The organism is Ruegeria lacuscaerulensis (assembly GCF_013031245.1).
Taxonomy (GTDB): Bacteria; Pseudomonadota; Alphaproteobacteria; order Rhodobacterales; family Rhodobacteraceae; genus Ruegeria; species Ruegeria lacuscaerulensis_C.
Genome location: NZ_WPZL01000057.1, coordinates 1 through 12,265 on the forward strand (window position 1 = coordinate 1; position 12,265 = coordinate 12,265).

General features: G+C 53.3%; 13 protein-coding genes and 1 pseudogene. 7 read left to right on the forward strand and 7 right to left on the reverse strand.

Features of this window, described 5'->3' with window-relative positions; translation table 11 throughout:
- The first annotated feature begins 80 nt into the window (after positions 1-80).
- On the forward strand, positions 81-326 hold the full coding sequence (locus tag GOX66_RS24420) for a DUF4170 domain-containing protein (protein WP_170766356.1): 246 nt from the start codon (positions 81-83) through the stop codon (positions 324-326).
- Positions 327-398: 72 nt separating this feature from the next.
- On the forward strand, positions 399-821 hold the full coding sequence (locus tag GOX66_RS24425; RefSeq protein WP_170766358.1) for a hypothetical protein: 423 nt from the start codon (positions 399-401) through the stop codon (positions 819-821).
- 81 nt (positions 822-902) lie between these two features.
- On the opposite strand, the gene GOX66_RS24430 is transcribed toward GOX66_RS24425, so the two are convergent.
- The 5 genes from GOX66_RS24430 to GOX66_RS24450 all read right to left on the reverse strand — a co-directional run bounded on the left by GOX66_RS24430 (position 903) and on the right by GOX66_RS24450 (position 5,008).
- Positions 903-1,112: a DUF1127 domain-containing protein gene (locus GOX66_RS24430; protein WP_170766360.1), complete on the reverse strand. Its 210-nt coding sequence runs from the start codon at positions 1,110-1,112 to the stop codon at positions 903-905.
- Between the two features lie 98 nt (positions 1,113-1,210).
- Positions 1,211-1,858, reverse strand: a complete 648-nt coding sequence (locus GOX66_RS24435; protein ID WP_170766362.1) for a carbonic anhydrase — start codon at positions 1,856-1,858, stop codon at positions 1,211-1,213.
- An 84-nt stretch (positions 1,859-1,942) separates the two neighbouring features.
- Positions 1,943-3,463, reverse strand: coding sequence for a tripartite tricarboxylate transporter permease (locus GOX66_RS24440; RefSeq protein WP_170766364.1), 1,521 nt, complete (start codon positions 3,461-3,463; stop codon positions 1,943-1,945).
- A 12-nt stretch (positions 3,464-3,475) separates the two neighbouring features.
- Positions 3,476-3,961 (reverse strand): tripartite tricarboxylate transporter TctB family protein, encoded by a 486-nt coding sequence (locus tag GOX66_RS24445; RefSeq protein ID WP_170766366.1) that lies wholly within the window; start codon positions 3,959-3,961, stop codon positions 3,476-3,478.
- Between the two features lie 60 nt (positions 3,962-4,021).
- Complete coding sequence (locus tag GOX66_RS24450; protein ID WP_170766368.1) at positions 4,022-5,008, reverse strand: tripartite tricarboxylate transporter substrate binding protein; 987 nt, start codon at positions 5,006-5,008, stop codon at positions 4,022-4,024.
- A 124-nt stretch (positions 5,009-5,132) separates the two neighbouring features.
- Here GOX66_RS24450 and GOX66_RS24455 point away from each other — a divergent pair, with 124 nt between their 5' ends.
- The 3 genes from GOX66_RS24455 to GOX66_RS24465 are packed head-to-tail and all read left to right on the forward strand — an operon-like array spanning position 5,133 to position 8,193.
- Positions 5,133-5,798, forward strand: coding sequence for a response regulator transcription factor (locus GOX66_RS24455; RefSeq protein WP_170766370.1), 666 nt, complete (start codon positions 5,133-5,135; stop codon positions 5,796-5,798).
- The gene (locus GOX66_RS24460; protein WP_170766372.1) at positions 5,789-7,183 is read left to right on the forward strand and encodes a sensor histidine kinase N-terminal domain-containing protein; all 1,395 of its coding nucleotides are present in this window, start codon (positions 5,789-5,791) and stop codon (positions 7,181-7,183) included. The genes GOX66_RS24455 and GOX66_RS24460 overlap by 10 nt, the downstream gene beginning before the upstream one ends.
- Entirely contained in the window at positions 7,150-8,193 is a 1,044-nt protein-coding gene (locus tag GOX66_RS24465) for an ABC transporter substrate-binding protein (RefSeq protein WP_336509528.1), read from the forward strand. Before GOX66_RS24460 ends, GOX66_RS24465 begins: the two co-directional genes overlap by 34 nt.
- Positions 8,194-8,582: 389 nt before the next feature.
- On the opposite strand, the gene GOX66_RS24470 is transcribed toward GOX66_RS24465, so the two are convergent.
- Positions 8,583-11,012 carry a GcvT family protein gene (locus GOX66_RS24470; RefSeq protein ID WP_170766374.1) on the reverse strand — a complete coding sequence of 810 codons (2,430 nt, stop codon included), beginning with the start codon at positions 11,010-11,012 and terminating at the stop codon, positions 8,583-8,585.
- A gap of 259 nt (positions 11,013-11,271) precedes the next feature.
- Here GOX66_RS24470 and GOX66_RS26410 point away from each other — a divergent pair.
- Positions 11,272-11,391: pseudogene (locus tag GOX66_RS26410) on the forward strand (helix-turn-helix domain-containing protein); the annotation flags it as partial.
- An 18-nt stretch (positions 11,392-11,409) separates the two neighbouring features.
- Here the strand turns inward: GOX66_RS26410 and GOX66_RS25935 are convergent.
- Positions 11,410-11,568, reverse strand: a complete 159-nt coding sequence (locus tag GOX66_RS25935) for a hypothetical protein (protein WP_237212770.1) — start codon at positions 11,566-11,568, stop codon at positions 11,410-11,412.
- Between the two features lie 6 nt (positions 11,569-11,574).
- On the opposite strand from GOX66_RS25935, the gene GOX66_RS25940 reads away from it, so the two are divergent.
- Positions 11,575-12,177, forward strand: coding sequence for a LysR substrate-binding domain-containing protein (locus GOX66_RS25940; protein ID WP_237212769.1), 603 nt, complete (start codon positions 11,575-11,577; stop codon positions 12,175-12,177).
- Positions 12,178-12,265: the final 88 nt, after the last annotated feature.

Sequence of the window (12,265 nt, forward strand, 5' to 3'; positions counted from 1 at the left end):
AGATCGAATACATCGAAAACGGCGGCGTACTCCAATACGTCCTAAGAAACCTGGCTACCGCAAGTTAAGGGAGACAAACCATGGCAAACCGTTTGCATCTTGTTTTTGGCGGAGAATTGAAGGACCCGCAGGGCACGGCCTTCCGTGATCCCGATAATATAGATATCGTGGGAATATACCCGGACTATGAAAAAGCCTATGACGCATGGAAAGCGGCCGCCCAAGGGTCGGTCGATAACGCTCATGCGCGCTATTTTATCGCCCACCTACACCGGCTTCGCGACGAAGAACTCCGCCAAGGGGACACCGAGTTGCTTTCTCAATAAATGACAAAAGGCCGGGCGACGAAGTTCGCCCCCTTTTTTCAGCGCATCACAGTTAACAATATGGAGGGCTGAATGCCGGACTATCCAAACCCAACTGAAATGATGAAGAAGCTTGCTAACCTCTACTCTGTTGAAGAGAACTTTGAGGACCCTGCCGAGTTCAACAGGCGGCTCGCGAGTATCGCGCTGGACGCCGCAGGTCGCTCGACGAAACTTTCATCGGAATGGGCTGCTGAAACAATTGCGGAACTCAAAGAGGTTTCATCTCAGGCGCAAAGCAGCACGGAATATAATGAAAAGCTCCGCGCGTTTGTTGAAAAGCAAACTGAGCTGACGGTCAAAAATATGGAAGCGTACAGCGATGTGGCCCGCCAGGTGCAGACGGCAACGCTTGAACTGATGATGGAATACAGCAACAAAATGGCGACGGAAGCCAAAAAGGCGAACCAATCCGCCACACAAGCTGCGCGTACATCTAGCAAAAAAGACGGCTAGGTCTCGTCATTAAAGCCGAATCCGCTGTCAATTCATCGCAGCGGATTCGGTTTTTTTGAGATTATCTGAGGTTTTGCTGTCTCAGAATGCAACGCGATGAATGTCTTCACGCCTCATCTTAAACCCATTCAATTCGGCGTCCGTCATACGGCGCAGCACATCCACTTCGCGTACGCGATCTTTAGCGCCGAACAAGGCATCTGAAAGACGACCAAGCGCAACAATAATGTGCGCAATCCCAACAGCAAGGTCATCAAGAAGAGGGCTGTGGTTTTCTCTAACTGGGGTCATAGGTCCAGCTCCGTTTTCTGAACCTCCTCCTTGCAAAGAAAATAGGCCTGACTGACCGGGTTTGAAACCTATGTTTCTGCAATGCAGAAATGCGTCAGTTACAAGGCTTCAAACCGGTCGATTTCAGAATTGTAAACCTGAATCTCGCCCTCTCCGATGTCATGCCACAGACCATGAAGGGACAATTCTTCCTTGTTCACACGTTCCGAGATGGCAGGGAACGACATCAGATTTTGCAGGGACGTCAGAACTGCCTGGTGCTCAAAGGCACGCTGCCGCGCGTCTACATCTGTTATGTCGGCAACGGACTTGTAGCGAGGCTTGAGGATTTGCAGCCACTTCGCGACAAACGGAAAATCGTCATGAAGTGGGCTTTTGTCGTTGCTGCACATGTCGATGCATCCCTGCACACCGCCGCAACCGGAGTGACCCATAACAAGAATGTGGGCGACCTTCAGCGCCTTGACCGCATATTCAACGGCTGCGGATGTTCCGTGGAAATCGCCGCTGGGTTTATAGGGTGGAACCAGATTGGCAATGTTGCGGTGAATAAAGAATTCACCCTGATCGGCTCCGAATATCGAAGTCACATGCACCCGGCTGTCGCAGCATGAAATCACCATGGCCCTTGGATGCTGCCCATCCGCAAGTTTGCGGTACCAGGCCTGGTTGTCCTTGTATTCGGTCTCTTTCCAACCCTGGAAGCGTTGAACAAGATACCGTGGTAATGGTTTTGCTTTGTTCATCTCACTCTCCTGTAGATTGGTGTTTGGGAATTTAAAATGGACGGAACTGCCCCTCTGGGAGCGGAGGGGCAGTTCCTATCGGGCTCAGTCGCCGTCTGCGACACCCTCTGCGCGTGCCTTGGCACGACGGGCCCGGTAGCTGGGCAGAATGACCAGGATAACGGCCAGAACCAAAAGGCCCAGTGTCATCGGACGATCAAAGATAAATCCGATACCATCCGCCAGTTGCATGGAGCGCGCAAAGTTGTCTTCGAGCATGGACCCCAGGATAAAGCCGATCAGTGCCGGTGCCAGCGGATAGTCCGCGAACCGCAGGATCGTTGCTACCACACCCATACCTGTCAGAAGCAGCAGTTCTGTCGCGTTGTTCTGCCCGATATAGGCCCCCATCAGCGTGAAGAACAGAATGAAGGGGATCAGGTAGTTGCGCGGAACCGAAAGAACCTTGGCGATATAAGGGATCAGCGGCAGGTTCAGGATCAACAGGATCAGGTTGCCCAGGTACATCGAGATGATCACCGCCCAGAAGATCGACGGATTATCGATCATCAGACGCGGTCCAGGCGAGACGTTCAGAGCAATCAGAGCGCCGAGCAGGATCGCAGTGGTCCCCGAACCCGGAATACCCAATGTCAGAAGCGGAACGAACGATCCGGTACACGCAGCGTTGTTCGCCGATTCCGGAGCGGCCAGACCCTTGATCGAGCCTTTGCCGAATTGCTCTTGCTCATCCTTTGGTGCGATGTTGCGCTCAACCGCATAGCCCAGGAATGACGCGATCGTAGCGCCTGCCCCCGGCAACACGCCGATCAGGAAGCCCTGAATGGACTGTCGGCCGATAACCGGAGCGATGGACTTGGCCTCAGCTTTGGTGATGCGCAGTTCCTTGATCTCCTGCGACTTGCCGTCCTCACCGCCCGAGCGGCTTGGATCCAGCACTAGAAAGATCGCTTCGGGCATCGCAAACATGGCCATCGCCAGCGTGATGAAGCCAAAGCCGGATTGCAGATCCTGAATGCCACCGGTGAAGCGCGGCATGTTGAACAGGGCGCCCTCACCCACAGTTGCCATGATCAGGCCAAGCAGTGTCATCAAAAGGGCTTTACCAACCTGACCGGACCCTGCGAACGCGGCAATAGCCGAAAGGCCCACGACCATCAGCGCAAAGTACTCTGCCGAATGGAACAGCAGTGCCACCGAAGCCAGAGCCGGAGCGAAGATCATCAACAGAATGGCACCGATGGAGCCCCCCGCAAAGGATGAGATCGCCGCGACGGTCAGCGCCTTGCCGGCTTTGCCAGCTCGTGCCAGAGGGTAACCGTCAAAGCTGGACGCAACTGTTGAGGCGACACCGGGCGCGTTGATCAGGATCGAAGATGTCGAGCCCCCGAAAATTGCTCCATAGTACACACCGGCAAGCAAGATCAGTGCTGCAGATGGATCACCAAGGCTGATCGCCACCGGGATCATGATCGAGATGATCGACATGGGGCCCAGTCCGGGCAGCATGCCGATAAACGTGCCTATCAAACACCCCCCAACCACCATTAGGATGTTGGTGATCGAAAAGGCTGTTCCTAGGCCAATTAGAATTCCTTCAAGCATGGTCGCCCTCCCTTATGACAAGAACCACGGCAAGGGCCGCATGAAGATGCCAAGAACCTGGTCTACCAAGTACCAGACGAAACCAGCGGCTATTACACTGACGATAATCATGATGCCCCACCGACGCTCACCCAGGATTGCCGAGCCAGCCACCAGGAAAACCGTGGTGGAAACAAGAAATCCGATCGGACGAAGCGCAAAGGCGTAGAAAACCATCAGAAGCAGCAGCGAAATCGCCTGCCCCAATTTGTACTCAGTGAGTTTGCGATAGTTTATTTCCGCCACTTCCGCAGTGTGATTGGACTTTTCGATGCCCAACACAATCGTCAGCGATACCAAAATTCCAAGGGCGCTCAGAACCTTGGGGAATGTGCTTGGCCAGATTGGATTGTTCCGCATGAATGGCGGCAACAGCTCGTCCATCACGAAGTACGCGTTATATCCGTAGACCACACAGATTAACAGAAATATCAGCGCTATGACACGATCAAGAGCCATTATCATCCTCCCTGTCTTGTGGTGGCGCGCCCGGAATTTCCGGGCGCGCGATTACTTTTCTTAAAGGAAACCCAGCTTCTTCATCAGATCGCTGATTGCCTGTTCCTGCTGGTTCAGGAATTCTTCGAAGTCAGCGCCCGAATTGTGGATGTCGACCCAACCGTTACGATCACGTACTTCACCCCATTCCGCTGTGTCATACATGGCCGCCAGAACCGCGCGGTACTCTTCCGCTTCGGCTTCGGGCAGACCCGGTGCACCAAAGAAACCACGCCAGTTCACGAACGAGGTGTCGATGCCCTGTTCTTTCAGCGTCGGCGCATCCGAATAGCTTCCCACGCGTTCGTCTGCGGTAACACCGATAATTTTCACTTCACCCGCATTTGCCAGATCGATGGCTTCCGAAAAACCGGTCGAGAGCGCAGCGATTTCACCCGACAACAGCGCTGCCATTGCCTTACCACCTGCGTCATAGGGGATGTACTTGACGGCAGTCGGATCTTCTCCCGCAGCTTCGAATGCCATGGCCGCAACCAGATGGTCCATCCCGCCCGGAACAGAGCCGCCGCCGATGGCCGTGCCACGCGGGTCGGCTTTGAATGCCTCGACCAGATCATTCATCGAGTTGATCGGGCTGTCCTTGCCGACCACAAACGCAGCATAGTCACCGATGGTACCGGCAACGAGCGTCAGGTCACGGAAGCTGTGCGGGAACACGCCGGTCAGCGAACGGATCACGATCGGGGTCGAGTTGACCATCAGCGTACCGTGGTTGCTTTCGGCGTTTTCAATCAGGAAGCCAATGGCTTTACCGCCGCCGCCGCCAGACATGTTTTCATAGCTGGCGGTGCCTACCAGACCGGATTTGGTCAGCGCCTCACCGGTACCACGTGCTGTACCGTCCCAACCGCCACCGGCACCGCCGGGGATCAGGAAGTGGATGCTTTCGACCATCTGGTCCGCCGCGGAAACAGCGTGCCCACCAAAGCTGAGCGCAGCCGCAGTTGCCGCAACCATCGCACGGCGTGTCAGGTTCGATTTTATCATGTTGTCCTCCCAGGAACCATTGACAATGTACTCACAAGCAATGCTGAATTGCTCTATGGTGAATGCAAGCTTACCCTGAAACCCTGACAACCACCTGACACTTGACTAATATTTGGGAGGAAACATGCGGTTCCTGCTCATCGAAGATAACAAGGGATTGTCACAGGCGATCACCGAACGTCTTGAACTGGATGGCCATATTGTCGATGGCGTGTCGGATGTTTCCTCTGCGAATACGATGCAAAATCTGACCAGCTACGATTTGATCCTGCTGGATTTGACATTACCGGACGGCGATGGTCGCGAGGTTCTCAGACATCTCAGAAACATCAATGATCTGACCCCAATAATTGTGATCACTGCAAGTCGGGAGATCTCTGAGAGGGTTAAAACTCTGGATCTGGGCGCAGATGATTTCTTGGTAAAACCTTTTGACTTTGCCGAACTGGAGGCGCGAGTCCGCGCGGTATTGCGTCGAAAACGAGGTGATGCACGGAATCAGATCGAAATCGGAAACGTGTCTTTCGACCAACTGGATGGAACATTGACAATCGACGGAGAGCCGGTGACCTTGAGAACACAAGAACTGCGCCTGTTCGAAGCCCTTGTTGATGCTCCGGACCGCGTCCATTCCAAAGAACATCTCATGGATAGGCTGTTTTCGTTTGGAGACGAAGGATCGTCAAATGCTATCGAGGTTTACATCGGTCGTCTGCGTCGAAAACTGGAGCATTCCAATTTGAAAATCGAAACTGTCAGAGGCAGGGGATACCGCATTTTGTGTCCGTAGCAACCTCGACTCCGATCAAAGGTTCAGTTCAGCGAAGATTGGTGCTCCAACTCATATTTGTTGCACTGATACTGACTGTGCTCTTTGTGCTTGCGGTTCGCCTGGTTGGTGAACGCATAGCGCAATCCGCTCAAGACAGCGCACTTTTTGCCGCTGCGGCCTCAATCGCCAGTTCGATGCATTCGGATAATGGCGAACTTCAGCTGGACCTGCCTCATTCTGCATTTGCCATGCTGGAAGCGATTAGCGAAGACAGCATCTTTTACAGAGTTTCCGTGGGGTCGCGAACGGTTACCGGAGACGACGAGCTATCTGTAATCACGCCAGCAAGTCCTTTGGCAGAAAGAGCTTATGCGACGGAAGAATTTCGTGGCGAACCGGTGCGAATACTGACTGTGCCCCGCGCGCTTGACGTAGAGGGTGTTTTTACAAACGTATCAATCACCCTGGCCCACACGCGCCAGGGGTTTCATAGTACCGTTTCACAGATTCAATCTATTGCGACCGGTGTGGGAATAGGGTTCTTCATAGTTTCCGTTGCACTTTGCCTTTTGGCTTCTCAGTCGGCGCTGAAGCCACTGAAATCATTGGTAAATGCCATCGAGCGGCGCGGGCCGGAAGATTTGCGACCGGTAAACAGGGAAGTGCCATCGGAAGTTGCGCCGCTTATTACAGCACTCAACAGTTTTATTGTCAGATTGTCCGGCTCTCTGGACAAGGCCGAAGAGTTCATCGCCGAAGCAGCGCACCGCATTCGAACGCCAATGGCCCTGGTGCAAACCAATGCGGAAATTGCACTGCGGTTTGCTGAAACTTCGAAATCACGCGGGAAAATCAGAGAAATTATCGTCGCCGCTCGAGAGTCCTCCCGTTCCGCATCACAATTGCTCGATCACGCAACTGTAGCGTTTCGCGCCGAAAACCCACAATTGGCACCGATCAGTTTGTCAGAGCTTATTGAAAGATCAATTTCCCGGTTTTTTCCCATTGCTGAAATGAAAGGCATCACATTGACGGTCTCGCCGACTAAATCGAATGTGATTGTCGCCGTGGATTCGTTGTTAATGCAAAGTGCGATAGGAAATGTACTGGACAACGCAATTAAATATTCCGAATCGGACACAACGGTAGATATCTCGTATGGAGTTTTGAACGATTACGGGTTTATCAACATTTCTGATCAAGGCCCTGGGTTTTCCGACGGGGACATTAAACACGCCACCGAGCTGTTTTTCCGGGGCAAAAAAACCGAAAGCACCGAAGGAACCGGATTAGGGCTCAAGATTGTTTCAGACGCACTAAACGTGCACAATGGACGTCTGGAAATAACCAAAAACGGAGAAAGAGGTTCGTGCGTGTCATTGCAGCTGCCATTGCATTCCTAACAAGTTTTGGTTGGGCCCAGGCTTTCGAAATTGAAGACCAGAAATTCTATGGGTTCGAGGACAGCAAGGATGTAGTGAAAATCATATCAACATCCGATATTGAAATTTTTGAACCTCTTCTGCTTGCCTTTGTGAATAAGTACCCGAGTGTTGGCGTTGACTATACGGTTGCAAGCAGCCAACAGGTTTTTAAGGCAGTCTACGACGAACAAGCAGAATTTGATCTGGTAATATCTTCTGCAATGGATTTGCAGATGAAAATCGCGAACGACAATCTCGCTCGCCAGCATATTTCAGAGGCCACCCAAAGACTGCCGGAAGGCGCCAAATGGCGCGATCGTGTGTTTGCCTTCACATACGAAACAGCCGTATTTCTGATTTCCCGATCAGCATTTCATCAATCAGAAGTTCCGCTCAGCCGACGGGCATTGGTCGAATTGGTGCGCCAAAACACAGATAGGTTCAGTGGCCGAATTGGAACATACGACATACGAATTTCCGGACTGGGCTATCTGCTTGCGACACAGGATTCTTTGAGCTCCCAAACCTATTGGCGGCTGACGGAGGTCTTCGGTTTGGCTGGCACGCGATTGTATTGTTGTTCAGCGGACATGATCAGGGATGTCGAACAAGGGCGACTGGCTTTTGCCTATAACGTGCTGGACAGCTACGCTTTGCGCAAGGTGGCTGAAGGCAAACCGAACGTCCAGATCGTGGAGTTCTCAGATTTTCAAACTTCTATAATGAGGACTGCGCTAATACCCAAAAACGTGAAAAACGAAGAAGCAGCAGAAGCTATGCTGGACTTTCTGGTGACGTTAGCAGATCGACCAAATCTCGCCCTCTCTACTGGAATGAACCCGATTATCGAGGGAGAACCCAAGTCGAAGAAGCTTCTGAGCTCTGTGACGCTTGGGCCTAGCCTTCTGGTGTTTTTGGACTCGATGAAACGCAGCGATTTCGTGAATAGCTGGGTAAGTTCCATGAGAATATGGCAAGAGAGCAATTAATCTCTTAACCAATCCCAAAGCCCGAATGACCGACAAATCGAAGCTGAAAGATGTCAGACAGATACCACTCTTCTGGCTCTTTCAGTTCGCAAACACTTGCCATAAAATTCACGCTAACGGGTCAGCTAAGTAGGGAACAAGGCGCGTTTTAACCGGTGATCAAAAGCGTCGGCCAACTGTCCTGCCCGATCTTGTATAGCTGTATTGAGCGGTGTTTCCTAAATCGGCTGATGAGTGTGATAATTCTTCGGTCGCCCGGCGAGAGCGGACCTGTTGCCCTACGTGTTACCTAACGCCCCCCACTCGCTCAAATCCACTGAATTAAGCGAACTGTTCCTCTCGATCAATGACAAGTTCTATCCGACAGAATCCAACTCAGAGGCCATCTATTATGATGCTGTGCCCCCCAACATTCTTGTCTTTGCTGGGTCGTATGGCGGTTTAACTAAGGGTGCGGCCTTGAATCGGCGCCCCGCTACTTCGACTTCGAAGATCCGGCCAAGGGTAACTGACAGTGGCTCACCGGGCGCAATTGAAACATTTGCAAAACACAGCCGTTTTCCAGTACGGGGTCCTTTGGCGCCTGAACTGGTCAGCCCAACATGTCTGCCATTTTCCCAGACTGGTTCATCATGCAAAAGCAACGCATCGCCTTCAACTTCCAGCAAAACCTGGCGACGCGTCAGGCCTACGCCTTTCTGCGCAATCAGCGCCTCACGACCCAGAAAGTCGCCTTTTTCCCAGTTCACGGCAAACCCGATCCCGGCTTCAAGCGGCGAGATATCGGGGCCCAGATCATGACCCCAGTGTTTGAAGCCTTTTTCGATCCGGCAACCGTCAAAGGCATAAATGCCCAAGAGACCCGCACCTTGCCCGCGCAGCGCATCGAACGGAATGTCGGCCTGATCCGCAGGCACAGCAACCTCCCAGCCCAAATCACCCACAAAGCTGATACGAGTGGCGCTGCCTTCTACACCCGCTACGGTGACCGCACGCGAGGTGGAAAACGGAAAGTTAACCCAGTCAGCGTTTGACAGCGCCTGAAGCACCTCCCGTGACTTCGGGCCCATAACACCGATCACCGCCTCAGCCTCGGTCACATCCTCAAGTGTCACGTCAAAACCTTTGTGGTGTGCTTGTTTTTCAAGCCAGTACAAGTCTTTGCGGCGGGTCGCGGCGCCTGATGTTGCCCGGAAACTGGCCACTCCGGTGCGTGTAACCGTCAGGTCAGCCTCGGTTCCGCCGCGCTGGTTCAGCCAGGCGGTATAGACAGCGCGGCCATTCTCAACATCCATGTTCGCGGTGCTGACCCACTGCATCAGCGCCAGCGCGTCGGGGCCTGAGATATCGATCTTGGTGAACATGGAAAGGTCAATCAGCGCCACACTGTTGGCCATGGCCTGCGCCTCACGATCCGCAATGTATTGCCAGGATTGTGGGCCTGTCGAATAAGGCAGTGACTTCTCTTCCTCGGTTTCCGCAAACCACAGAGTGCGCTCCCACGCGCCGCCCACGCCCCAGACAGCACCCGCCTGGGCCAGCTTGTCATGCAGCGGGGACAGTCGCAGATTGCGGCCCGAGAATGGCTGTTTGTAGGGCCAGTGCATAGCAAAGTTGTTGCCAACCGCCTCACGCATCTTGTCTTCCATAAAATCGTGACCGGACTGCAGCGGGTCACAGCGCAGGATGTCGATGTCCCATAGATCGCTTGGTGCCTCGCCACCGATCATCCAATCCGCCAGGGCGTCCCCGACACCGGCCGAAGACATGATTCCGACCGAGTTCAAGCCCGTGGCCATGTAGAGGTTCCGCAATTCCGGCGTCTCGCCGACCAGTGGACGACTGTCGGCGGTAAAACTTTCCGGGCCGTTAAGAAAGTGTTGAATGCCCGCGCTTTCAAGGCCGGGGTACATGGTCAGCGCCGCTTCGATGAACTGCTCGGCCTGTTCCCAGTCGTCCTCCATCTCAAGGAAAGGGCGATTGCCCTCGGGCGAGTGCGGGTCCCAGGGTTTGGCATCCATCTCGAACCATCCGACCAGCAGCTTGCCCGCATCGCCCTTCATGTAGACATGGGTTTCCATGTCTCGGAAAATCGGGAACGGTTTGGGGAAGCCTTCGATCGGCTCGGTCACAACATACATGTGTTTGACGGAATGCTGCGGCAGCACAACGCCGGCATCATCCGCCAGTTTCTTGGACCACGCGCCTGCACAGACCGCAACCTGATTTGCATGGATTACTCTGCCATCGGACAGTTCGACACCGGTCGCTTGCCCATTTTCATGTAACAGACGCGACACGGATACACCTTCGCGAATTTCTACACCTCGGCTGCGAGCGGCCTTGGCATAGGCCATCGTCAGATCGACCGGATTGACCTGCCCATCCTCTTTCAATGTCAACGCGCCGTGAATGCCCTCGGCACTGATCCCAGGGACGCGGGCGGCGACCTCATCGCCCGATACGATCTCAGGCGTCATGCCGACAAAACTGGCTATGGCGTGGATACGATGCAATTCGTCCATTCGCTCGGGACGGCGTGCGATCCAGTAACCGGTGGTTTGTTGGTACCCGGTGGCCAGCCCGGTTTCCTGCTCAAGCTCGGGGAATGTGGTCAGTGCACGCGATGCCAGCCGCGTCATGTTGAATGTCGCCCGCAAGGGACCGACAATGCCAGCCGCATGCCAAGTGGTGCCGGAGGTCATCTGGTTGCGCTCCAGCAGCAAGATATCCTCAGCCCCTTTCCTGGACAGATGATAGGCAAGGCTCAAACCAATGACGCCGCCCCCAACGATGACAATATTGCGCGGTTCCGGCATGATATTCCCTCGTTCCTTGCTATTTTTGGAATGCTACAAGAGTCCTCTGCCAGCAAGCCAGTTTGAATTCTCATCGAATTAGCAACCTATTGCGTTTATTTAATAACTTTTTTTCTGTTAGAGACAGCCTTCTGACGCGGTGTAATTCATTTGCCTTATTATGCTTTTTTTACATAATTTAAGCAGCAGATTATCGATACTTCGGAAATGACAGCTGACTATGAGCGATGCGGAATTCGATTCTTTTCTATTGCCCGTAATGAACGCTCTTGCCGCGTTCAGAGCTGTTGCCTCACTTGGATCAGTCAGCGCCGCCGCTGAAAAGCTGGATACGTCTCAATCCAGCCTGTCACGCCATGTTCAGAACCTCGAAGCGCATTTAGACTGCAAGTTATTTTTACGCCAGAACCGCCGCATGATCCTGACACCGGCCGGGCAACAGCTGTTTAACGTTGTCGAGTCCGGCCTTGGCCACATTTCCCGCAAAGCTCAGAGCCTTCGCCGTGAACAGGGCACCAGTGAAATTAGCATCCGGTGCGGGCACGGCTTCGCTCATTTTTGGATGCTAAATCATTACCCGCGCCTTCAACGCAGTTTTCCGCATTTGCAAATCAATTTGTCCGTCGAACCGTTGGGAATTACACAACTGGAAAAAGCGGTCGATTTTGACATCCGCCTTGGGGCCAACCCAAACCCGGATTGGCATTCAGACCTATTGCTACCCGAAGACATTTGTCTGGCAGGTTCACCCGATTTTGTTAAAAAACACGGATTGACCGGGCGCAAACCTTTGATCGAAGAACTGGTCAACCTGCCACTATTGCATCTGGATCAAGGCGAATACGGCATTCATTGGATCGGTTCATATTTCGCCGAATTCGACATCAGCTACGCACCAGATCCCGCCACGATGTACTTCAACAGCTATCCCCATTTGGTGCAAGCCGCAACCGAGGGACGAGGGCTATGCCTGCTATGGCGCCACCTGAACGGCGGCGCATTGGAAGATGGCGACTTGGTCGAAATTCAAGGCACCCGTGTGACGGGCCAAAGCGGCTATTATTTGACCTGCCGGATTGCTGCAAAAAACGAGCCGGGTTTCAGCAACGTACGACGCTGGATGATGAATGCTTGTCAGATGACCATAATCCGGTCAGAGCAATAACAGAAAAGGGCGCCCTGAGGCGCCCTTTCAGTATTACTCACTATTCAGACTATTTGGGTCGAAGGCGCCACCGGAGTTGCCGTTGTTT